A 22,109-nucleotide genomic window follows, 5' to 3' on the forward strand; every position below is an offset into this window, starting at 1 on the left:
GGGGTAGGGGAGTTGTCAGTTCTTATCGCTCGTGGTGCCGCCGGCAGCCTCCGAGGACGTCGTGTAATGGCCGGTGGCGAAGTCCCGGCCCCAGCGCAGCAGGACCCGGTTGTGCTCGGGCAGCTCCAGCAGGCGCAGATCCGTGGCCAGGCGCCCGTAGTCGGCCCCGATGTGCTCGGCCCGCAGCAGCGTCACCAGGCTGCGCAGGTGGTGCAGGCGCGTTGCCGGGCTGCGGCAGACCAGGACGGCGTCGAAGCGGGGCTTGATGGACTCCGAGGCGCGTCGGGCGTCGAGTTGCCCGACGGCGCGGGCCAGGCTCTGGCCGGGCACGTGCATGGGTGCGGTCTGAGACTGCATGTGCAGGGCGAAGAGGCACAGTGCGGCGAAGGCGGCACTCTCATAGGGGCTGGCCCCATCACCCCCCAGCAGGTCCTCATCCAGGCCCGGCAGGACCTCCTCCAGCGCAGCCTGCCAGACCAAGGGGTCGCTCTCGGGGGCCAGGCCCGCCCGGTGGCGGAGCGTCGCCAGGCGCTGGCGGGCCCGGGCCTGGGCCTGCTGGGTGCCGTGGCCCAGGTAGGCGTCCTGGAGGCGCGAGGCGGCAGCCGAGACTGCGGACCGGAGCCGCTCGGCCTTGCCCCGGGGGCGCGGTGGGGGACCGGTGGGGCTGGCGGTGCTACTGGCGAGGACAGGCGCCTCAGACATGTGTCTCCTCCTTGCTGGAGTCGGGGTGGGGAAGAAGCGCGCGCAGGTCGCGCTGGAGCTGCTGGAAGGCGGTGCCTGCCGAGACCAGGCGGGGGGAGCCGTTGTGCTCCACGACCCGGCCCGCCAGGGCCTTGGGGCCGGCCCCGCTCAGGAGCGTGGCCGCCATCTCCAGGACCCGGCGCTCGATGAGCCGGGACCATGTGGCCAGGGCGGCGTCGGGATCCTGCTCATCAACGGAGACCAGCCAGGAGCGGAAGGCCGGCTCCAGGGCATCGAGCACGCTCGCGGCAGCCCCCGCCTGGTAGACGTAGTCCCCGCCCGCGGCCACCAGGAGATTGCCGGCGTAGCGGCCGTAGCGCACGGCGGCCTCCCGGGCGCGTCGGCCGGCCTCCACGAGAGTCTCTGCAAGTAGAGGGTTGCGGGAGGCCAGGACGGCATGGGGCAGCTCCACGGAGGTGCTCACCACCTGGGACACTGAGGCCGCCTGGGGGCCGTATCGCACCGAGACGAGCTCGACGGTCAGGGGCTCCTCACCGAGGATCCCCTCGTGCCTCAGCTCGGTCAGGGAGGTGATCGTGGTCGGGGCCTTGGGGGGTTGGGCCCCCTTGACCCGCCCACCGCCCGGCAGATCGACGACGACGCCCTCGCGCACCAGCAGCGGCTCCAGGCTGCGCCACACGGTCTGCTCGGCGTCGTGCGGCCGAGGATAGAAGACAGGGGAGCCCTTCTTGGACTTGTTGGTCGAGTACCGGTAGGGCGTCATCGGGTCGACCAGGATATTGGCCCCGGCCTCGGGGATCTTGTCCCCGTTGCTGACCAGGACGGAGACCACGCGCCCCTCCTCCGTGAAGAGCCGGATCCGGCGCGACTGCCAGGTCAGCAGGTCACAGGGGCCGGTGGGAATGGGGCTGGGGCGCTCGGCGGCGCCATCAGGCAGGCGCTCCCACACGGGAAGGTCCGCCCGCATCTGAGGGGCCATCACCAGGCGTGCCGGGGTGTTGAGGATGAGGGTCTCGCGCAGGCTCCGCCCGTGGATGACCACCCCGCCGGTTAGCCCCGTCCAGCCCTGGCCGATGGGATAGCCCTTGCCGCCCTTGACCCGCGGGTCGCCCATGGCCCCCGACTTGATGCCCGAGTAGTCGTAGGCCTGCGCCGTCACCAGCCAGCGGGCCGCCTCGGCCAGGTTGAGACTCTCCAGCTCCCGGCCTGCGCGCATGGTGAAGTAGTCCTGCTCGGCCTCCGGGATGATCCGGCGCACCGGGAGCCGGGTGCCCTTGGCCGTGTCCAGGTCCGCGACCTGCATGAAGGGCGCGCTCGGGTGGAGCAGGTCGAAGCGCTCGGCGTGGCGCTCCAGGTAGTCCAGCACTACCTCATCCCTGCCCCCCGATATCGCCTGGGCGAGGGCCTGCTCCCACCAGTCATCGAAGCGGTAGGGGTCCTGCTCATCCGCCAGGGCCTCGTCTGGGCGGTGGGCGCACCAGAGGATCACCAGGATGAGGCGCAGGATCGCGTAGTCCTGGGTGGGGGAGTCCCCGCGGATGCGCAGGATCCGGTGCTCGCCGTCGAACAGGTCCCGCAGGGACAGCTCCTGGACGGAGCCGCCGAGCATGTCGCAGCGGATCCAGGGCTGGGTGAGGAGTGAGAAGGAGGGGGAGGGAGTCACAGCGTCTCCTGTGCGTGAGGAATGTGATCGCTTGGTGTGGAGCGTACCACAACGAGCGGCTAGCGCCACAAACAATGTTGCCTACTGCTGCGAGATGATGCAGATCTGAGATGTGAAGCCCCGCCCGGCGGGGAGAACGGCTCAAGCGCCACAGGCAATCGGCTCATCCCCGCGTGGGCGGAGCAGTGTGGCCGACACTGACAGTGTATGGCCCGGGTCACCATGGTCAGTGGATCTCCTGGAGTCCGAGCTCGCGGTCGTAGCGCAAGCGGCGCCCCGAGATCTCGCAGGTCAGCTCCTCATCGAGCCGCAGGGCCACCAGCCCGCGCAGCAGACTGCTGGCGGCCCACCCGATCGGCGTGGCCCGCTCCAGGGCGTCGATCGTCGTGTCGAAGGCCCACTCCCGGCTCAGCGATCGGGGCAGGCGCACCGTTGAGCGCGCGAGCACCCCGGCGGCGCGCCAGTTCGGCTCCTGGTCCTCCACCAGGATCTCCTCAGGTCCTCCGCCCATGAGCCACGGTAGAGGGGAGTAGCCGCCCGGCCGCTCGATGATGGCGACCGCCTCGATCGACGGGTCGGAGTCGCGCACCTGGGCCAGGCCCGAGGCCTCCGAACGGGCCGAGTCCGCGATGTCCCGGTCCTGGGCGGTGAAGAGGTCTCCCAGCCGCCTCGCATCCCCCACCCGGGGGAAGAGGAAGGTCCTGGCCCGGGCCTCGGCCCGGGCCCGTGCCTGCTCCTGCTCATCCACTGCCCGTCGCCAGACCGCCTCCCATGCGGCGGGGATCGGGGGAGTGGGGGAGTAGGTCGTCTGCACCAGGCCGGGGACGTCGTCGGGGCGGGTCACTGCGCCCCCGCCCAGAGGGCCATCCAGCAGGGTGGCGTAGGTGGCCAGCAGGAGCGCCGTGTCGTAGACGGCCATCGCCGAGGCCTCGAAGAGCTCCTCGGCCCTGCTGATCTCCGTAGCGGCGTCGGCCCGGGAGCCGGAGCCCACCAGGCCGCGCAGGACCATTCGAGGCCGGCGCAGCCCCGCGGGCCTGTCCTGCTGGGGACGGGCGTGGCGGTGCAGGCGCCCCAGGCGCTGGAGCAACAGGTCCATCGGGGCGATATCGGTGATGAGCAGGTCGACGTCGATGTCCAGGGACTGCTCGGCGACCTGGGTGGCCACCACCACCCGCCGCTCGGGCCGCCCCGAGCCCCGGTGGGCGCGCGGCCCCATCTCGCGGACCAGCTCCTGCTCCAGGCCCACCCGGTCCCCGGCCACGAAGCGCGCATGCAGCAGCCTGACGTCCTGGCCCATCTCCTCGCGTAGGGCCGCATAGGCCTCCTGCGCGCGGGCCACCGTGTTGCACAGCACCAGGACGCAGCCGCCCTCCTCGGTGCTGCCCAGGACCGTGCGCACCAGGGTGGGGACGTCGTCGGGGATCGTCGAGACGAGGGCCTCCAGGTCCGCGGGTCGCGGCGGCACCGCCAGCTCCTGCGGTCCCTGCCCGCTGAGCGTCGTCACCAGGGGGTAGGCGCTGGAGAGCTCGCCCACCGGGCGCTGCGGGCGCAGGCCGCGCGCATAGGCCTCCATGAGGGTCCGCTTGACCTCCACCGGCAGGGTGGCCGAGAGCAGGATCACCGAGGCGCCGTACTCGGCCAGCCACTCGATGGCCCGCGCCAGGTAGACATTCATGTAGGCGTCGTAGGCGTGGACCTCATCGATGATGACCACCTTGTCCGCCAGGCCCAGATGGCGCAGCATCGCGTGCTTGGCCTGCAGGGCCATGAAGAGGACCTGATCCACGGTGGCGACCACGACATTGGACAGGATCCCCTTCTTGCGCCCCGACATCCACTGCGAGGCCACCACCTCCCCATGATGCGGGGCCCCGCGCTCATCGTCGGCCTCCTCGTAGACCTGGGTGGCGCGCAGGCGCCGGTACTCCTCATTGAGCATGTTCTTGGAGTGCCCCAGGAACATGGACATGACGATCCCCTCGTCATCCGCCGCCCGCCTCGCCCAGTCCCGGGTGCGGGCGAACAGGGAGTCGGAGGTGGACATCGTCGGGGCGGCCAGCAGGAGACCGCCCGCGGGGGCGCCCGAGGAGGCCAGGATCTCCGCGGCCAGGAGCGCCGCCTCCGTCTTGCCCTCACCGGTGGGCGCCTCCAGGATGAGCAGCACGGGGCCCTCCGCCTCCCGGCAGGCCCGGGCGACCACCCGCTGGGCCGGGCGGGCCGAGGTGCTCGCCTCCCAGGAGAAGCGATGGCGCAGGAAGGCGTCCAGCCCCTCCTCCATGTCCCCCAGGTCCGGGGGCTGCGGCTCCCACGGCACGGTCAGATCCAGGGCGTCCAGGCCCTCCGTGACCCGCCGCTCCTGGTCGGGATCGACCACCATGGGGAAGGCCCGCTCCGCATTGGAGGCGATCCAGTCGCTCATGATGACCAGCCCGGTGGCCAGCATCTGCCCCGTGACCGCAATGGGTCGGCGCAGGCGATCCAGAACCGGCCCGGCCCCCGTGCTCTCGGTGATGAGGGCCGCCAGCTCATCCCAGACCTCCTGCCAGGAGGCGTCGTAGGAGCCGAGCACCGTGCTGACCGTCCTCTCCAGGTGAGGATTCGGCGGCACCCCGTGATGGCAGCCGGCGACGGCGGCCAGGGATCGTGCCACCCGCCGGTTGACACCCCGCTGCGCCAGCCACGTCTCGAGGATGACCTGACTGACAGCCGAATGGGGCATCGGGGAGGAGGCCTCCAGGGAGCCGATACGAAGATCCAGCCCCGCATCGCGGACCCGCTGGGCGAAGGCGGCGTACTCCGGGTTGCCGTCGATCTGGGCCTGGAACCTCCGGCAGGCCTTGCCGATGTCGTGGACGCCTGCGAGCCAGGAGAGCAGGACGCCGGTCTCCTCCACCCCCAGGCGGCAGGCGCGGGCGCAGGAGACGCGCAGGGCGGTCGAGGCCCAGTGCTCCCAGAGGCGGGCGGCGACACCCGCCGAGTCGATCATGTGCTGGGGCAGGGACAGCCACCCGGTCTCATCCCCGGACTTGGCCCATAGGGAGCATGCCTGACGGGAGAGCCCCGCGAGGGGTGAGGCATCTGCGGCGGGGCGGGGCTGAGCAGCGGGGTGGGGAGGCATGGCGGTCCTTCGTCGACGGTGACAGCCTGAATCCTCCCACCGGCCACTGACACGTATAGGGCGGTTCCGCGCTGCGTGACCGAGTCGTGACGGCCGCCGTGGCCGCGCCCCGGTCCTGGCCCCGTGAGCCGGCCGCCCCGGCGATGCCAGGACATGGCCAGGACATGACGAAGGCCGGAACCTCACGGTTCCGGCCGGTGGTGGGCGATACTGGAATCGAACCAGTGACCTCCTCGGTGTGAACGAGGCGCTCTAACCCCTGAGCCAATCGCCCTGTGCGGCGCCAACCATAGCCAGCCCGGATGCCCCGGGGCAAATGCCGTGCCGGTGAGGTGAATCACCGGGAGGTGATTTGCGGACGGGCGGAGCCGGGGTGTTATGGTTCTCCAGCACCGGACGGCTCGTGAGAGTCGTGAGGCGGCATCGCGGATGTGGCTCAGTTGGTAGAGCATCACCTTGCCAAGGTGAGGGTCGCGGGTTCGAGTCCCGTCATCCGCTCCGAGGAGCCGGGAGCACCCAGCCCCCTTCCTCTCATGGTGGGTTGGCCGAGAGGTTAGGCACCGGCCTGCAAAGCCGTTGACACCGGTTCGAATCCGGTACCCACCTCGGGCGATTGGCGCAGCGGTAGCGCGCTTCCCTGACACGGAAGAGGTCACTGGTTCGAACCCAGTATCGCCCACCACCTGCGCCCGCCCGCTGGACCGCGCGGGCCGCTCATCCCCTCCGCCCGGCTCAGTCCAGCAGCCCCAGCCGCTCCAGGGCCGCGGCCAGGCCGTCGTGCTCCACATCATCGGTCACCAGATCGGCGGCGCTCTTCAACGATGGATGGGCATTTCCCATGGCCACACCCACCCCGCAGTGCTCGATCATCCCCAGATCCACCAGGGCGTCCCCCACGGCCACCGTGCGCGCCAGCGGGACGCCGAGCCGCTCCCGCAGCACCTCGAGCGCGCGGACCTTCGACACCCCGGCGAGCCGCATGTCACCGAAGAGCGGTGCGTGCCCGCGCCCGCCCCAGCTGCCGTGCTCCAGGGCGGGGAAGGCCCGTCGCGCCGCCTCCAGATCCTCCGGGCCGCTGAGCAGGTAGCTGATCTTGTTGACATCATCGCGCACGGGATCCGCGCCGTCGATGAGATCGGGGAGGACCTCCTCCACTGTCACCGACTCGGCATCGGCGTGGCCCTTGCCCGCGATGTAGGCCCGGATGGCCGGCAGCGCGGCCTGGCGGAACCCGGGGGAGGCGAACAGGCCCGCATTGGTCTCCAGGTAGAACTCCAGGCCCCGATCCGCCAGCCAGCCCACCACGGCCCGGCAGTCCTGGCGGCTGAGGCTCTCGTGCAGCAGGACCTCCCCGTCGCTCTCCACATAGGCCCCGTTGCCGCCGATCATCCCGTCGAAGCCCACCTCCAGCAGCTCGGCGGGCATCTCGGCCCGGGAGCGGCCGGTGGTCGGGTAGACCCGGTGCCCCGCCCGACGGGCGCGGCGCACGGCCCGTGCGGCCGAGGCGGGCAGCTCATTGGCATAGGTCACCAGCGTCCCGTCCACATCGATGAGGACCAGGTGCGGCTCCGAAGCGCGAGCACCACTCATGACAGCCTCCTGGGCGACTCGGGGGTGGGTCCGTCCCCGCGGGGGCGGATGAGGGGATCGTAGGCCACAGGCGCTCTCCCCGGGGCCGCGATGGCGATCGGGCCCCGGCCCGACAGGCGCCCCCGGCGCGGGCCCGGGGGCCCGGGAGCCGACGTAGTCTTGCCCGCATGGCCGATCCCTCCACCTACCGCCCCGCTCCCGGGGAGATCGCCACATCCCCGGGCGTCTACCGATTCCTGGACGGCGAGGGGCGCGTCATCTACGTGGGCAAGGCCAAGAACCTGCGGGCCCGGCTGTCGAGCTACTTCCAGGACCTGTCCGCCCTCCACCCCCGCACCCAGAGGATGGTGACCACCGCCTGCGCCGTGGAGTGGACGGTGGTCTCCACCGAGGTGGAGTCCCTGGCCCTGGAGTACTCCTGGATCAAGGAGTTCAACCCGCGCTTCAACGTCATGTACAAGGACGACAAGTCCTACCCCTACCTGGCGGTGACGATGCAGGAGACCTTCCCCCGGGTCCAGGTGGTGCGGGGCGCGCGCCGGCCCGGCACCCGCTACTTCGGCCCCTTCGTGGCCGCCTGGTCCATCCGGGAGACCGTCGACCAGCTCCTGCGGGTCTTCCCCGTGCGCTCCTGCTCCGCCGGGGTGCTCAACCGGGCCCGCGCCTCGGGGCGCCCCTGCCTGCTGGGCTACATCGACAAGTGCTCGGCGCCCTGCGTGGGCCGCATCAGCCCCGAGGACCACCGGGCCCTGGCCGAGGACTTCTGCGCCTTCATGGCGGGGCGCACCGGCCCCTACCTGCGGCAGCTCGAGGCCGAGATGAAGGCGGCCGCAGCCGCCCTGGACTTCGAGAGGGCGGCGCGGCTGCGCGACGACGCCGCGGCCCTGCGCAAGGTCATCGAGGGCAACGCCGTCGTCCTGCCCGACGCCACCGACGCCGATGTCTTCGCCCTGGTCCGCGACGAGCTCGAGGCCGCCGTCCAGGTCTTCCACGTGCGCGGCGGGCGCGTGCGCGGCCAGCGCGGCTGGGTGGTCGACCTCATCGACGAGGCCGGTGACGCCGAGCTCATCGAGCGCCTCCTGGAGCAGGTCTACGGCTCCCTGCTCGACCCCGCCGATGAGCTGGCCGCCCCCGCCTCGGGCACCACCACCTCGATCGGGATCGGCTCCCGGGCCCCCTCCAGCCCCGCGCCGCGCACCGGCCCCAGCGGTGCGCCGCCACTGCGGAAGGGGGAGGCGGCCGCCACCAGCGTCGACGACGTCGCCCACACCGCCACCACCGCAGTGCCCCGGCAGATCCTCGTGCCCGTCATGCCCTCGGAGGCCGGCACCGTCACCGCCTGGCTCTCCGGGCTGCGCGGGGGCCGGGTGGACCTGAGGGTGCCCCGGCGGGGCGACAAGGCGGCCCTCATGGAGACCGTGCGCAAGAACGCCGAGGAGGCCCTGCGCCTGCACAAGACCCGCCGCGCCGGCGACCTGACCCAGCGCAGCCAGGCCCTCGACGAGCTCGCCGAGGCCCTCGACCTGCCCGAGGCGCCCCTGCGGATGGAGTGCTACGACATCTCCCACACCCAGGGCGGGCACCAGGTGGGCTCCATGGTCGTCTTCGAGGACGGCGCCCCGCGCAAGTCCGACTACCGGCGCTTCGTCATCCGCGGCGCCCAGGGGCAGGGCGCCAGCGACGACACCGCCGCCATGCGCGAGGTGCTCACCCGCCGCTTCAAGCGGCTCATCGCCGAGCAGGGCCATGGCCGGCAGGCCGAGCGCGCCGCCCTGGAGCTCCAGGAGGCCGAGGGGGAGGTGGTCTCCTCCGGGCCCATCGACCCGACCACGGGCCGGGCCAAGCGCTTCTCCTACGCCCCCGGCCTCATCGTCGTCGACGGCGGCCTGCCGCAGGTCGGCGCCGCCCAGGCGGTGCTCGAGGATCTGGGGATCGACGTGCCCATCATCGGCCTGGCCAAGCGCCTGGAGGAGGTGTGGATCCCCGGCGAGGACTTCCCACTGATCCTGCCGCGCAGCTCCCCGGCCCTCTACATGCTCCAGCACCTGCGCGATGAGTCCCACCGCTTCGCCATCACCCACCACCGCAAGAGGCGCTCAGCGGGAATGACCCGATCCGTGCTCGACGACGTGCCCGGGCTGGGCCCTGCCCGGCAGGCGGCGCTCCTGCGCGAATTCGGCTCGGTCAAGCGGATCCGCGCCGCCTCGCCTGAGCGCATCGCCGAGGTCAGGGGCATCGGCCCGGCCCTGGCCGCCACGATCCTGGCGCACCTCGACAGCCCGGGCGGTTCTGGCGCGGGCCCCGCCCGCACGGGGCCCACCGGGGAGGAGTCGCAGGCATGAGGATCCTCCGCGTCTTCAACAACAACGTCGTCCTGGCGCGCGATGAGGTCGGCCGGGAGGTCATCCTCACCGGGCGCGGCCTGGGATTCGGCCGCAAGGCGGGCCAGGAGGCCGATGCCTCCCGCATCGCCAGGCGCTACGTGCCCGCCGACAACCCCGAGTCCGTGGCCGAGGTCATGGCCGCGATGCCCCTGGAGCGCATCGCCCTCATCGAGAGGTGCTTCGTCGCCGCGGCCCGGGAGCTGGGCACCGCCGTTCCCTCCTCGACGATCGTCGCCGTCGTCGACCACGTCAACCAGGCCATGGAGCGGGTGCGCCGGGGCGAGGCGATGGACTACCCGCTGCGGGCCGAGGTCGCCCACCTCCACCCCGAGGAGCTGAGGCTGGCCGAGCAGATCATCGCCGACCTCAACGCCTCCCAGGAGGTCCAGCTGCCGGCGGGGGAGGCCATCGCCCTGAGCCTGCACCTGTTCGCCGCCGCGGTCGGGGCGCCCTCCGTGCAGGAGTCCCAGAGGCAGTCCCGGCTCATCAGCCAGGTCATGGACCTGCTGCGGGCCGCCCTCGGCGACTCCCTCGAGGAGCACTCGATCAATGCCGCCCGCTTCGCCGTCCACCTGCGCTACTTCCTGGTGCGGGCCCGCACCGGCCTCCAGATCCAGGACGGCACCGCCTCCATCATCGCCGACACGCTGCGCACCTCCCACCCCCGGGCCCACCGCCTGGCGCTGCGCATCAGCGACCTGCTGGAGATGAGGCTGGGCATCACGGTCTCCGCCGACGAGACCGCCTACCTGACGATGCACGTCGCCCGCCTCGTCGGCGCGGCGCAGGCGGGGCCGGCTGCCGTCAGCCCCGCCGACGGCGAGCCGGGCGCCTCCCCACCGGGCGTGTGAGGCGAGGCACTGAGAACGGGTGACAGATCGGCTTGTCGGCCCCTGTGCGAGGCCGTAGCCTTGCACCAAGGCCCGGCAGGGCCCACAGGATTGTGACCCAACAGGGGCAAGACCTGGGATCTCCAGTGCGCACGAACGCGCGCGGGGATCCCGGGTCTTTTTCGTTGCCCGCACGGATTCGAGGAGGAACCGTTCCCATGGCGAGGATCGACTACGCGGCACTGGCGCCGCAACTGCTGGACAAGGTGGGAGGCGAAGCGAACATCAGGTCCATCAACCACTGCGCCACCCGCCTGCGCCTGGTGCTGGCCGATGAGTCCAAGGCAGCCACCGACCAGATCAAGGCCCTGCCCGGGGTGGTCACCGTCGTGCAGGCGGGCGGCCAGTACCAGGTGGTCATCGGCAACGACGTCCCCGTCGTCCACGAGGAGCTGAGCCGCCTCACGGGCATCGGCTCCCGGGAGGAGGGCGAGGCGCCGCAGGAGCGGGGGAGCCTGTTCGACCGCTTCATCAGGCTCATCTCGGCCCTCATCAACCCCGTGGTGTGGACCCTGGCCGGCGCGGGCCTCATCAAGGCCTTCCTCACCCTGGCCCTGACCCTGGGATGGCTGTCCGAGGAGAGCACCACCCACGCGATCCTCAATGCGGCGGGAGACTCCGCCCTCTACTTCCTGCCCATCCTGCTGGCCATCACCTCCGCCCGCCATTTCAAGGCCAATGAGTTCACCGCCGTCGCCCTGGCCGGCGCCCTGGTCTACCCCGGGATCGTCGCCCTCAACGAGGCCCCCGGCCCGGTCACCTTCCTGGGCATCCCCGTGGTCATGGCCTCCTACGCCTCCTCCCTGGTGCCCATCATCGTCGCGGTCTGGGTCCAGTCCCACCTCCAGCGCCTGCTCACCCGCATCCTGCCCTCGGCCATCCGCAACTTCATGGTCCCACTGCTGGTCCTGCTCATCATGGTGCCCCTGACGCTCATCACCGTGGGGCCGGTGACCACCGCCCTGTCCTCGGGCATCGCCTCGGGGCTCAACACCCTCTTCGAGGTCGCGCCCTGGGTGGCGGGCGGCATCATGGGCGCATTCTGGCAGGTCTTCGTCATGTTCGGAGTCCACTGGGGCCTGGTGCCCATCATGATCGCCCAGTACGACAACCCCGGCTACTCCCTCATGGTCGGCCCGATCTTCCCCGCGGTCCTGGCCCAGGCCGCCGCCACCCTGGGAGTGCTCATCCGCAGCCGCAATGCCAAGCTGCGCCAGCTGGCCGGGCCCGCCTCCCTCTCCGGCTTCCTCGCCGGCATCACCGAGCCCGCCATCTACGGCGTCAACCTGCCGCTCAAGCGCCCCTTCATCTTCGGCTGCATCGGCGGGGCCGTCGGGGGCGTCATCGTCTCGGCCGCCGGCGGCGCCACCACCTCCTTCGTCTTCCCCTCCCTCATCGGCATCCCCGCCCTGCTCGGCCACGGCAACCTCCCGGTCGTGCTCATCGGCATGGCGGTCGCCGTCGCCATCAGCCTCACCCTCACCCTGGTCCTGGGCTTCACCGACCCGGTGGAGGAGGCCCCCGGGGCCGCCGGGGAGGCGCTGGACGCCACCGCGGAGCCCGTGGAGCCCACAACGCAGCTGGGCTCGCCCATCACCGGGCGCGCGGTGCCGCTGGAGCGGGTCACCGACCCGGTCTTCTCCTCCGGCGCCCTGGGCAACGGCGTGGGCGTGACCCCCGAGGGCGGCGGCACCATCGAGGTCATGGCGCCCGCCGGCGGACGGCTCGTCACCGCCATGGACTCCGGGCACGCCTACGGCATCAGGACCGACGACGGCGTCGAGCTGCTCGTCCACATCGGCCTGGACACCGTCGACCTCAAGGGCGAGGGCTTCAGCCCCGCCGTCGCCGCCGGGGACAGGGTCGAGCGCGGCGACCTCCTGGCCCGGGTGGATCTCGACGTCCTGCGCGGGGCCGACAAGGACCCCACCACCATCCTGGTGGTGACCAACACGGCGGCCCTGCGCGGCGTCGTCCCCGTCGTCTCCGGGCCGGTGGACGCGGGCGGGACCGTGGTCGAGATCGACCAGTAGGGCCCCGCATCCCAGACCGGCACAACCATCCGACAGAATCATCAGAGCATCAGAACCTGCGAGATCATCGCACCACCAGGAGAGGATGAGAGCCATGACCACCACCTTCCCCGAGGGCTTCCTGTGGGGCGGGGCCCTGGCCGCCAACCAGTACGAGGGCGCCTACGACGAGGGCGGCAAGGGCCTGAGCGTCCAGGACGTCATGCCCCAGGGCATCGTGGGCCCGCGCACGCCCGAGCCCACCCCCGACAACCTCAAGCTCATCGGCATCGACTTCTACCACCGCTACGCCCAGGACATCGCCCTGCTGGCCGAGATGGGCTTCACCGTCTTCCGCTTCTCCATCGCCTGGTCCAGGATCTTCCCCCGGGGCGATGAGGCCGAGCCCTGCGAGGAGGGCCTGGCCTTCTACGACCGGGTGCTCGACGAGCTGGAGAGGCACGGCATCGAGCCCCTGGTGACCATCAGCCACTACGAGACCCCCCTGCACCTGGCCGAGGCCTACAACGGCTGGACCGACCGGCGGCTCATCGGCTTCTTCGAGCGCTACGCCCGCACCCTGTTCGAGCGCTACGGGAAGCGCGTGAAGTACTGGCTGACCTTCAACGAGATCAACTCCGTGCTCCACGAGCCCTTCATGTCCGGGGGCATCGCCACGCCCAAGGAGGAGCTGAGCGACCAGGACCTCTACCAGGCCATCCACCATGAGCTGGTGGCCTCCGCGGCCGCCACGCGCATCGCCCACGAGATCAACCCCGAGATCCGGGTCGGCTGCATGATCCTGGCCGTCCCCTTCTACCCCCTGACCCCCGACCCTCGGGACGCCTGGGCCGCCAAGCAGGCCGAGCGCGCCAACTACGCCTTCGGGGATGTGCACGTGCGCGGGCGCTACCCCGGGTACTTCCTGCGCACGCTGCGGGACCGGGGCGTGGAGCTGGACATCACCGAGGAGGACCGCCGCACCCTGGCGGAGAACACGGTGGACTTCGTGTCCTTCAGCTACTACATGTCCTCCTGCGAGACCGCCACCCGGGAGCGCGAGGCCGGAGGCGGCAACCTCATGGGCGGGGTCGTCAACCCGGCCCTGGAGGTCTCCCAGTGGGGCTGGCCCATCGACCCGATCGGACTGCGCACCATCCTGGGCGACTACTGGGACCGCTGGGGCAAGCCCCTGTTCATCGTGGAGAACGGACTGGGCGCGCGCGATGAGCTGGTCACCGGGGAGGACGGGGCTCCCACCGTCGTCGATGACTACCGCATCACCTACATGAACGACCACCTCGTCCAGGTCGCCGAGGCCATCGCCGACGGCGTGGAGGTGCTGGGCTACACCTCCTGGGGCTGCATCGACTGCGTGTCGGCCTCCACCGCCCAGATGTCCAAGCGCTACGGCTTCATCTACGTCGACCGCAATGATGACGGCAGCGGAACCCTGGAGCGCTACCGCAAGAAGTCCTTCGACTGGTATCGCCGGGTCATCGCCACCAACGGAGCGAGTCTCACCCGCTGAGGCGCATCAGCGCACGGGGTCTCGGGGCGGGGGGGACCCCCCGCCGGGAACCCCGGGCCAGCGTTGGGCAGGGGGGCCCCCGGGGGGGGCCCGGGGGGGGGGGGGGGGGGGGGGGGGGGGGCCCCCCCCCCCCGCGACCCCGTGCCATGCTTGGGCCATGGACTCCCAGGATCCTCCGAAGCCGTCCCGGCACCGAGACCCCCTCAAGGACACCGTGCCCATCGAGATCCCGGCCCTGGACGACGCCACGCCCCCGGTCCCGCCCGCCGAGCGGCCCGAGATGATCATCGTCACCGGCATGTCCGGAGCGGGGCGCTCGCGCGCGGCCAACGCCCTGGAGGACCTGGACTGGTACGTGGTGGACAACCTGCCGCCCCAGCTGCTGCCCGCCCTGGCCGGGATGATGACCACCGTGGGCGCGGGCGTGCACCGCCTGGCCGCCGTGGTCGACGTGCGCAGCCGCGAGTTCTTCTCCCACTTCATGGAGTACCTGCGCACCGTGCGCCAGGCGGGCACCGATGTGCGCCTCATCTTCCTGGACGCCTCCGATGCGGTCCTGGTGCGCCGCTTCGAGTCCTCGCGCCGCCCCCACCCCCTCCAGGGCACCGGCTCGGTGCTGGACGGCATCGTCCACGAGCGCACCCTCCTGGGGGGCCTCAAGGGCATGGCCGACACGGTCATCGACACCTCCGCCTACTCGGTGCACGACCTGGCGCGCCGGGTCCGCGAGCTGGTGGCCCGTGAGTCGGACCTGGCGCTGCGCATCAACGTCATGTCCTTCGGATTCAAGTACGGCATCCCCCTGGACGCCGACCACGTCCTGGACGTGCGCTTCATCCCCAACCCCTACTGGGTCTCCGAGCTGCGCCACCTCACCGGCCGCGACGCCCCCGTGGCCGACTACGTCTTCTCCCAGAGCGGCGCCGCCGACTTCGTCGACGGCTACGCCGACCTGCTGACGCCCGCCCTTCCCCACTACATCGACGAGCTCAAGCCCTACGTGACCCTGGCCGTGGGCTGCACCGGCGGCAAGCACCGCTCGGTGGCCTCCGCGGAGCGCCTTGGGGCCAGGTTGCGGCGGGCGGGCTTCGAGGTCGTGGTCCAGCACCGCGACCTGGGACGGGAGTGAGCGCACGTGGGAACCACGATCGACGTCGCCGGCTGGCCGCGCCGCGGCGAGGAGGGCCCCGCCGTCGTCGCCCTGGGCGGCGGCCACGGCCTGTCCGCGACGCTGCGCGCCCTGCGCCACATCACCCACCGCCTCACCGCAGTGGTGACTGTCGCGGATGACGGGGGCTCCTCGGGACGCCTGCGCCGCGAGTTCGGCTGCCTGCCGCCCGGAGACCTGCGCATGGCGCTGGCCTCCCTGTGCGACGACTCCGAATGGGGGCTGACCTGGCGCGACGTCCTCCAGCACCGCTTCGAGGGCCAGGGCGAGCTGGACAACCACGCCCTGGGCAACCTGCTCATCCTATCGCTGTGGCAGCTGCTGGGCGACGACGTCGCCGGCCTGGACTGGGTGGGCCGCCTGCTGTCCATCCACGGGCGAGTGGTCCCCATGTCCTCCTCCCCGCTGGTCATCGAGGCCGACATCGTCAACGGCGACCGCCGCCGGCGCGTCTCGGGCCAGGTGGCCGTGGCCTCGGCCCGAGGGCGCATGGAGAACGTGGCCATCGTCCCCCAGGACGCCGACGCCCACCCCGAGGCGGTGCGCGCCATCGACGAGGCCGACTGGGTGGTGCTGGGGCCGGGCTCCTGGTACACCTCCGTGCTGCCCCACCTCATCCTGCCCTCCATGCGCTGCGCCCTGGCGAGCACCGGCGCCCGCAAGGTCATCGTGCTCAACCTCTCGGCCCAGAGGGGCGAGACCGACGGCATGACCAGCGCCGACCACCTGCGGGTCCTGGCCGACTACGCCCCCGAGATCAGCGCCGACGTGGTGCTGGCCGACCCCTCCACCGTCGAGGACATCGACGATCTGTCCGCGGTGGCCGAGTCCCTGGGAGCGGTCCTGGTGCTGCGCCAGGTCCGCACGGGTGAGGCCCTGTGCCACCACGACCCCCTGCGCCTGGCCGCCGCCTTCCGCGACGCCTTCGAGGGCGCCCTGGGCGATGTGGCGCGCGGCCGCCCGCCCGAGCAGCGTCCCGAGTGCTGAGCCGGTGCTGAGCCGCTGGGCAGTGTGCCGCGCCGGGGGCTCGGTGGCGACAAGACCGGCCTGGTCCCGGCATACTCATCCCCAGCCACAGATGCCTGAGCGCCTGAGCCCGGGCACGCGCAACAGGAATGAGGTTCCGGCCTATGTCGCTGACGGTGACGGTCAAGGACGAGCTCGCGCATGTCCCTGCGGAGAATGCCGCGCAGAAGCGCGCCGAGCTGTCCTCGATGCTGCGCTTCGCCGGCGGCCTGCACATCATCTCGGGGCGCATCGTGGTCGAGGCCGAGCTCGACCACGGCGGCACCGTGCGCAGGCTGCACCGCCATCTCAAGGAGCTCTACGGGATGGACTCCGAGGTCATGGTGGTCCAGGGGGGCTCGCTGCACCGGGGCTCGCGCTACGTGCTGCGCGTCGTCGAGCGCGGCAAGGACCTGGCCCGCCTCTCGGGACTGGTCGATGAGCGGGGCCGGCCCGTGCGGGGCATGCCGGTGGCCGTGGTCCAGGGCGGGCGCAAGGCTGCGGCCGCGGCCTGGCGCGGAGCCTTCCTGGCCCGCGGCTCGCTGACCGAGCCCGGGCGCTCGGCCTCCCTGGAGGTCACCTGCCCCGGCTCGGAGGCCGCGCTGGCGCTGGTGGGGGCCGCGCGCCGCTTCGAGGTGGCGGCCAAGGCCCGCGAGGTGCGCGGCTCTGACCGGGTCGTGGTGCGCGACGGCGAGGCCATCGGCATCCTCCTGGAGCGCATGGGCGCTCCCGAGGCCCACCGGACCTGGACCGAGCGGCGCTCGCGCCGGGAGTCGCGCGGGACCGCCAACCGCCTGGCCAATTTCGACGACGCCAACCTGCGCCGCTCGGCGCGCGCCGCCGTGGCCTCCGGGGCACGGGTGGAGCGAGCCTTCGAGATCCTGGGCGACGACGTGCCCGCCCATCTGCTGGAGGCCGGGCGGCTGCGCATCGCCAACAAGCAGGCCTCCCTGGAGGAGCTGGGCCAGCTCTCCGACCCGCAGCTGACCAAGGACGCCGTGGCGGGCCGCATCCGCCGCCTGCTGGCCATGGCCGACAAGCGCGCCCACGACCTGGGCATCCCCGACACCGAATCCGTCCTGACCCAGGACATGCTCGAGCCCTGAGCCCCCCGGCCGCACGGGTCGACCCGGCTGAGGAGGAGGGGCCCGGGCGCGCAGAAGCGGGGGAGGGGCACTGTGGGCGGACTGGGGGACTCAGATGGGACTGAGGTCCCCATTCCCGGGGCGGATCATCCCGGCGTGAATTGCGGTGCCGCCGGCGGGCGGTGCGTGTTCGCCCGTGGCGTGGAATGTGGTCACATGCGCCCTCGCGCTGTCGCTAGACTCGGTCGTGCCGGAGCCTGAGGGAGTCCCCTCCCGGGGAGCCGGAGCACCGGAGCACATCCCACTGTGCGAATACGCCCAGAAACCGTGCGCCATGTCGGCGCACTAGGAGGACACAAAGTGACCACCCGCGTTGGTATCAACGGCTTCGGCCGCATCGGCCGCAACTTCTTCCGTGCCGCCCTGGAGCAGGGTGCGGACATCGAGGTCGTCGCGGTCAACGACCTCACCGACAACAAGACCCTGGCCCACCTGCTCAAGTACGACTCGATCCTCGGCCGCTTCGACGGCGAGGTCTCCTACGACGAGGACGGCATCACCGTCAACGGCAAGCGCATCAAGGTCCTGGCCCAGCGCGACCCCGCCGACCTGCCCTGGGGCGAGCTCGGCGTCGATGTTGTTGTCGAGTCCACCGGTTTCTTCACCGACGGCGAGAAGGCCAAGGCCCACCTCGACGGTGGCGCCAAGAAGGTCGTCATCTCCGCCCCGGCCAAGAACGTCGACGGCACCTTCGTCATGGGTGTCAACGAGGCCGACTACGACAACGCCACGATGAACATCGTGTCCAACGCCTCGTGCACCACCAACTGCCTCGCCCCCCTGGCCAAGGTCCTCCACGAGAACTTCGGCATCGAGCGCGGCATCATGACCACCATCCACTCCTACACGGGTGACCAGCGCGTCCTCGACGCCCCGCACAGCGACCTGCGCCGTGCCCGCGCCGCCGCGCTCAACATGATCCCGACCAAGACCGGTGCCGCCCAGGCCGTGGCCCTGGTCCTGCCCGACCTCAAGGGCAAGTTCGACGGCCTCGCCGTGCGCGTGCCCACCCCGACCGGCTCGCTGACCGACCTGACCTTCGTCGCCGAGAAGGAGGTCTCCGTCGAGGCCGTCAAGGCCGCCGTCAAGGCCGCCGCCGAGGGCGAGCTCAAGGGCGTCCTGGAGTACACCGAGGACCCGATCGTCTCCACCGACATCGTGGGCAACCCCCACACCTCGATCTTCGACGCCACCGAGACCAAGGTCATCGGCAACCTGGTCAAGGTCCTGTCCTGGTACGACAACGAGTGGGGCTACTCCAACGCCCTGGTCCGCCTGACCGCCCTGGTCGGCTCCAAGCTCGCCTGAGTCCGCACCAGAGCATGACGCTCTAGGAGAAGCGCCCGCACAACGTCCGCCGTTGTGCGGGCGCGCTCCATGGGCCGTGGCACCCACGGCCCGGCCTCCGGCACATCCCCCATCCGCACCCCCACTCACCTCCGACCGATAAGAGGTTCTGCATGAAGACCATCGAGTCCCTGGGCGATCTCAAGGGCAAGCGCGTCCTGGTCCGCTCCGACTTCAACGTCCCCCTCGACGAGAGCAAGAACATCACCGACGACGGCCGCATCCAGGCCGCCCTGCCGACCCTGCGCACCCTGCTGGATGCCGGTGCCAAGGTCATCATCACCGCCCACCTGGGCCGTCCCAAGGGGCAGGTCAACCCCGACTACTCCCTGGCCCCGGTGGCCGAGCGCCTGGCCGAGGTCACTGGCGCCAAGGTGACCCTGGCCGAGGACACCGTGGGCCCCTCGGCCAAGGCCGCCGTCGAGGCCATGGGCGAGGGCGAGATCGTCCTGCTGGAGAACGTGCGCTTCAACGCCGCCGAGACCTCCAAGGACGACGCCGAGCGCGAGGCCTTCGCCGCCGAGCTGGCGGCCCTGGCCGACGTCTTCGTCTCCGACGGCTTCGGCGTGGTCCACCGCAAGCAGGCCTCCGTCTACGACGTCGCCAAGCTGCTCCCCTCGGCCGCCGGCCTGCTGGTGGTCAAGGAGATCGAGTCCCTGGGCAAGGCGGTCAACAACCCCGAGCGCCCCTACACCGTGGTGCTGGGCGGCTCCAAGGTCTCCGACAAGCTCGGCGTCATCGCCAACCTGCTGTCCAAGGCCGACCGCCTCATCATCGGCGGCGGCATGGCCTACACCTTCCTGGCCGCGCAGGGCCACGAGGTGGGCACCTCCCTGCTGGAGAAGGACCAGATCGAGACCGTCAAGGGCTACATCGCCACCGCCAAGGACAACGGCGTCGAGCTCCTCCTGCCGGTCGACACGGTCATCGCCCCCGAGTTCAAGGCCGACGCCCCGGCCTCGGTGGTCGCCTCCGACGCGATCCCCGCCGACCAGATGGGCCTGGACATCGGCCCCAAGACCCGCGAGCTCTTCGCCGACGCCATCGCCTCGGCCAAGACCGTGGTGTGGAACGGCCCCATGGGCGTCTTCGAGTTCGAGGCCTTCGCAGGCGGCACCAAGGCCGTGGCCGGGGCCCTGAGCCAGTCCGAGGCCTTCACCGTCATCGGCGGCGGTGACTCCGCGGCCGCCGTGCGCACCCTGGGCTTCGATGAGTCCACCTTCTCCCACATCTCCACCGGTGGTGGCGCCTCCCTCGAGCTGCTCGAGGGCAAGGAGCTGCCCGGAATCTCGATCCTGGAAGGCTGACAGCACAATGAGCAACCGCACCCCGCTCATGGCGGGCAACTGGAAGATGAACCTCGACCACCTCGAGGCCAACCACCTCATCCAGGGCCTGGCCATGGAGCTCAAGGACCACGACCACGACTACGCCAAGTGCGAGGTCGTCGTCATCCCGCCGTTCACCGACCTGCGCACGGTGCAGACCATCGTCGAGGCCGACGCCCTGGGCATCAAGTACGGCGCCCAGGACGTCTCGGTGCACGACAACGGCGCCTACACCGGTGAGATCTCCACGGCCATGCTCGACAAGCTCGGCGTGTCCTACGTCGTCATGGGCCACTCCGAGCGCCGCGAGTACCACGGCGAGTCCGACGAGCTCGTGGGCGCCAAGGCCCGCAAGACGCTGGAGGCGGGCATGACCCCGATCCTGTGCTGCGGCGAGGCCCTGGAGGTCCGCAAGGCGGGCACCCACGTGGACTTCGTCCTGGGGCAGATCCGTGCTGCCCTGGCCGGCTGGGCCGCCGAGGACGTCGCCAGGATCGTCATCGCCTACGAGCCCATCTGGGCCATCGGCACCGGCGAGACCGCCACCGCCCAGGACGCCCAGGAGGTGTGCGCCGCCATCCGCAAGGCCCTCGCGGAGGACTTCGGCGAGCAGACCGCCCAGGCCACCCGGATCCTGTACGGCGGCTCGGCCAAGCCCGACAACATCAAGGAGCTCATGGCCCAGGACGACGTCGACGGCGCCCTCATCGGCGGCGCCTCGCTCAAGGCCGAGTCCTTCGCGGCCATGGCCGGCTTCTACGCCTGAGGCGCGGCCGACACCGCATTGCAACGGGGACCCGGGTACCTCACACGTGAGGGCATCCGGGTCCCCGCCCGCTGCGGGTAGACTCCCACTGCAACGGGGGCTGTGCGCCCCCACTGGCCCCAGACGACGACGAAGGGAACGCGGCGTGGACGTGCTGCGCATCATCCTCCAGGTGCTGCTCGTGATCTCGAGCTTCTTCCTCATCATGTCCATCCTCCTGCACAAGGGCAAGGGCGGAGGCCTGTCCGACATGTTCGGCGGCGGCATCTCCTCCTCAGCGGGCTCCTCGGGCGTGGCCGAGCGCAACCTCAACCGCATCACCGTCGGGGTGGCCATCACCTGGGCCCTGACCATCGTCGGCCTGGGCCTCATGGCCAAGATCGGCTGACCCAGGCGGCGCACTGGCCTTGCCTGAGCACCGGGACCCGCGCGGTGACGCCCTGGAGCGCGCACTGCGCGGGTATCTTGCGCACCTGCGGGTCGAGCGGGGCCTGAGCCCCAACACCCTGGCCGCCTACGAGCGCGATCTGCTGCGCTACATCACCTATCTCAGGGGCCTGGGCATGAGCAAGCCCCAGCAGGTGGGACGCTCCGAGGTGGCCGGATTCCTCGAGGCCCTGCGCACCGGGGCCGATGCCGGGCGGCCACTGGCGCCCTCCTCGGCCTCCCGGGCCGTCACCGCGGTACGGGGCTGGCACAGGTTCCTGGCCGAGGAGGGGCAGGCCCCGGAGGATCCCTCGGCCACCGTCCACCCGCCCCAGGCGGGCAGGCGCCTGCCCAAGGCGCTGGGCATCGAGGAGGTCCGCGCCCTGCTGGAGGCCGCCGGGATCGACGACTCGCCGGTCAGCCTGCGCGACCGCGCGCTCCTGGAGGTCCTCTACGCCACCGGTGCCCGGATCTCCGAGGCCGTCGGGCTGGTCATCGACGACCTGGATCCCGACTCCGGGGTGCTCAGGCTCCTGGGGAAGGGCCGCAAGGAGCGGATCGTGCCCATGGGCTCCTTCGCCTGGCAGGCGCTGGAGGCCTATCTCGTCCGCGGCCGGCCGGCGCTGGCCAGCCGGGGCAGGGGAGTGCCCGAGGTCTTCCTCAACACCCTGGGCCGGCCGCTGAGCCGGCAGAGCGCCTGGGCGGTGCTCCAGGCCGCGGCGCGGCGCTCCGGCCTGAGTGCGAAGGAGGCGGGCCCCGGCCGGGACTCCGAGGTGGGCGAGCGGCGCATCTCCCCCCACACGCTGCGCCACTCCTTCGCCACCCACCTGCTGGCCGGCGGCGCGGATGTGCGCGTGGTCCAGGAGATGCTCGGTCACGCCTCGGTGACCACCACCCAGATCTACACCCGGGTCACCGTCGACCACCTGCGGGAGGTCTACGCCACCAGCCACCCCCGGGCCCTGGGCTGAGCCCGTGGGCACGGCACCCCCGGGCCGTGCCCATGAGCGGGGGAGATGAGCGCCGGCGCGGGG

General features: G+C 71.5%; 16 protein-coding genes and 4 tRNA genes. 15 read left to right on the forward strand and 5 right to left on the reverse strand.

Annotated features, from left to right (window positions below; translation table 11 throughout):
* Positions 1 to 15: 15 nt before the first annotated feature.
* From casB to J5X07_RS06255, 4 genes are all read right to left on the reverse strand, one after another.
* The gene (casB, locus tag J5X07_RS06240) at positions 16 to 702 is read right to left on the reverse strand and encodes a type I-E CRISPR-associated protein Cse2/CasB (RefSeq protein WP_124934535.1); all 687 of its coding nucleotides are present in this window, start codon (positions 700 to 702) and stop codon (positions 16 to 18) included.
* On the reverse strand, positions 695 to 2,365 hold the full coding sequence (gene casA, locus J5X07_RS06245; protein ID WP_208479032.1) for a type I-E CRISPR-associated protein Cse1/CasA: 1,671 nt from the start codon (positions 2,363 to 2,365) through the stop codon (positions 695 to 697). The genes casB and casA overlap by 8 nt, the downstream gene beginning before the upstream one ends.
* 226 nt (positions 2,366 to 2,591) lie before the next feature.
* Complete coding sequence (cas3, locus tag J5X07_RS06250; protein WP_208479033.1) at positions 2,592 to 5,483, reverse strand: CRISPR-associated helicase Cas3'; 2,892 nt, start codon at positions 5,481 to 5,483, stop codon at positions 2,592 to 2,594.
* Between the two features lie 198 nt (positions 5,484 to 5,681).
* Positions 5,682 to 5,757, reverse strand: a tRNA-Val gene (locus J5X07_RS06255).
* Positions 5,758 to 5,908: 151 nt separating this feature from the next.
* On the opposite strand from J5X07_RS06255, the gene J5X07_RS06260 reads away from it, so the two are divergent.
* From J5X07_RS06260 to J5X07_RS06270, 3 genes are all read left to right on the forward strand, one after another.
* Positions 5,909 to 5,981: transfer RNA gene (locus tag J5X07_RS06260), tRNA-Gly, on the forward strand.
* A 37-nt stretch (positions 5,982 to 6,018) separates the two neighbouring features.
* A tRNA-Cys gene (locus tag J5X07_RS06265) sits at positions 6,019 to 6,089 on the forward strand.
* A 1-nt stretch (position 6,090) separates the two neighbouring features.
* Positions 6,091 to 6,165: transfer RNA gene (locus tag J5X07_RS06270), tRNA-Val, on the forward strand.
* A 50-nt stretch (positions 6,166 to 6,215) separates the two neighbouring features.
* Here the strand turns inward: J5X07_RS06270 and J5X07_RS06275 are convergent.
* Positions 6,216 to 7,073, reverse strand: a complete 858-nt coding sequence (locus J5X07_RS06275; protein ID WP_208479034.1) for a Cof-type HAD-IIB family hydrolase — start codon at positions 7,071 to 7,073, stop codon at positions 6,216 to 6,218.
* A 167-nt stretch (positions 7,074 to 7,240) separates the two neighbouring features.
* On the opposite strand from J5X07_RS06275, the gene uvrC reads away from it, so the two are divergent.
* The 12 genes from uvrC (at position 7,241) to J5X07_RS06335 (ending at position 22,046) form a co-directional block, all read left to right on the forward strand.
* Complete coding sequence (gene uvrC / locus J5X07_RS06280) at positions 7,241 to 9,415, forward strand: excinuclease ABC subunit UvrC (protein ID WP_208479035.1); 2,175 nt, start codon at positions 7,241 to 7,243, stop codon at positions 9,413 to 9,415.
* Entirely contained in the window at positions 9,412 to 10,308 is an 897-nt protein-coding gene (locus tag J5X07_RS06285) for a PRD domain-containing protein (RefSeq protein ID WP_208479036.1), read from the forward strand. The genes uvrC and J5X07_RS06285 overlap by 4 nt, the downstream gene beginning before the upstream one ends.
* A 197-nt stretch (positions 10,309 to 10,505) precedes the next feature.
* Positions 10,506 to 12,380 carry a beta-glucoside-specific PTS transporter subunit IIABC gene (locus J5X07_RS06290; protein WP_208479037.1) on the forward strand — a complete coding sequence of 625 codons (1,875 nt, stop codon included), beginning with the start codon at positions 10,506 to 10,508 and terminating at the stop codon, positions 12,378 to 12,380.
* A gap of 85 nt (positions 12,381 to 12,465) precedes the next feature.
* Positions 12,466 to 13,890, forward strand: a complete 1,425-nt coding sequence (locus J5X07_RS06295; protein WP_124934529.1) for a glycoside hydrolase family 1 protein — start codon at positions 12,466 to 12,468, stop codon at positions 13,888 to 13,890.
* Between the two features lie 157 nt (positions 13,891 to 14,047).
* The gene (gene rapZ / locus J5X07_RS06300) at positions 14,048 to 15,019 is read left to right on the forward strand and encodes an RNase adapter RapZ (RefSeq protein WP_124934528.1); all 972 of its coding nucleotides are present in this window, start codon (positions 14,048 to 14,050) and stop codon (positions 15,017 to 15,019) included.
* A 6-nt stretch (positions 15,020 to 15,025) separates the two neighbouring features.
* A complete protein-coding gene (locus J5X07_RS06305) occupies positions 15,026 to 16,045 on the forward strand; it encodes a gluconeogenesis factor YvcK family protein (protein ID WP_208479038.1) in 1,020 nt (339 codons plus the stop codon).
* A gap of 143 nt (positions 16,046 to 16,188) precedes the next feature.
* A complete protein-coding gene (whiA, locus tag J5X07_RS06310; protein WP_124934526.1) occupies positions 16,189 to 17,169 on the forward strand; it encodes a DNA-binding protein WhiA in 981 nt (326 codons plus the stop codon).
* 339 nt (positions 17,170 to 17,508) lie between these two features.
* A complete protein-coding gene (gene gap, locus J5X07_RS06315; protein ID WP_124934525.1) occupies positions 17,509 to 18,516 on the forward strand; it encodes a type I glyceraldehyde-3-phosphate dehydrogenase in 1,008 nt (335 codons plus the stop codon).
* Positions 18,517 to 18,668: 152 nt separating this feature from the next.
* Positions 18,669 to 19,862 (forward strand): phosphoglycerate kinase, encoded by a 1,194-nt coding sequence (locus J5X07_RS06320; RefSeq protein WP_124934524.1) that lies wholly within the window; start codon positions 18,669 to 18,671, stop codon positions 19,860 to 19,862.
* A 7-nt stretch (positions 19,863 to 19,869) separates the two neighbouring features.
* Complete coding sequence (gene tpiA, locus J5X07_RS06325; protein WP_124934523.1) at positions 19,870 to 20,649, forward strand: triose-phosphate isomerase; 780 nt, start codon at positions 19,870 to 19,872, stop codon at positions 20,647 to 20,649.
* A 145-nt stretch (positions 20,650 to 20,794) separates the two neighbouring features.
* Positions 20,795 to 21,037, forward strand: coding sequence for a preprotein translocase subunit SecG (gene secG, locus J5X07_RS06330; RefSeq protein ID WP_124934522.1), 243 nt, complete (start codon positions 20,795 to 20,797; stop codon positions 21,035 to 21,037).
* A gap of 64 nt (positions 21,038 to 21,101) precedes the next feature.
* On the forward strand, positions 21,102 to 22,046 hold the full coding sequence (locus tag J5X07_RS06335; protein WP_208479068.1) for a site-specific tyrosine recombinase XerD: 945 nt from the start codon (positions 21,102 to 21,104) through the stop codon (positions 22,044 to 22,046).
* Positions 22,047 to 22,109: the final 63 nt, after the last annotated feature.

The sequence above is a fragment of the Actinomyces bowdenii genome, from assembly GCF_017592395.1.
Taxonomy (GTDB): Bacteria; Actinomycetota; Actinomycetes; order Actinomycetales; family Actinomycetaceae; genus Actinomyces; species Actinomyces bowdenii.

Bases quoted from the DNA above. Each gene is read 5' to 3' on its own strand.
- uvrC (WP_208479035.1), top strand. From the start codon at position 7,241: ATGGCCGATCCCTCCACCTACCGCCCCGCTCCCGGGGAGATCGCCACA.
- J5X07_RS06285 (WP_208479036.1), top strand. From the start codon at position 9,412: ATGAGGATCCTCCGCGTCTTCAACAACAACGTCGTCCTGGCGCGCGAT.
- J5X07_RS06295 (WP_124934529.1), top strand. From the start codon at position 12,466: ATGAGAGCCATGACCACCACCTTCCCCGAGGGCTTCCTGTGGGGCGGG.
- J5X07_RS06290 (WP_208479037.1), top strand. From the start codon at position 10,506: ATGGCGAGGATCGACTACGCGGCACTGGCGCCGCAACTGCTGGACAAG.
- rapZ (WP_124934528.1), top strand. From the start codon at position 14,048: ATGGACTCCCAGGATCCTCCGAAGCCGTCCCGGCACCGAGACCCCCTC.
- casB (WP_124934535.1), bottom strand. From the start codon at position 702: ATGTCTGAGGCGCCTGTCCTCGCCAGTAGCACCGCCAGCCCCACCGGT.
- tpiA (WP_124934523.1), top strand. From the start codon at position 19,870: ATGAGCAACCGCACCCCGCTCATGGCGGGCAACTGGAAGATGAACCTC.
- J5X07_RS06320 (WP_124934524.1), top strand. From the start codon at position 18,669: ATGAAGACCATCGAGTCCCTGGGCGATCTCAAGGGCAAGCGCGTCCTG.
- cas3 (WP_208479033.1), bottom strand. From the start codon at position 5,483: ATGCCTCCCCACCCCGCTGCTCAGCCCCGCCCCGCCGCAGATGCCTCA.
- whiA (WP_124934526.1), top strand. From the start codon at position 16,189: ATGTCGCTGACGGTGACGGTCAAGGACGAGCTCGCGCATGTCCCTGCG.
- J5X07_RS06275 (WP_208479034.1), bottom strand. From the start codon at position 7,073: ATGAGTGGTGCTCGCGCTTCGGAGCCGCACCTGGTCCTCATCGATGTG.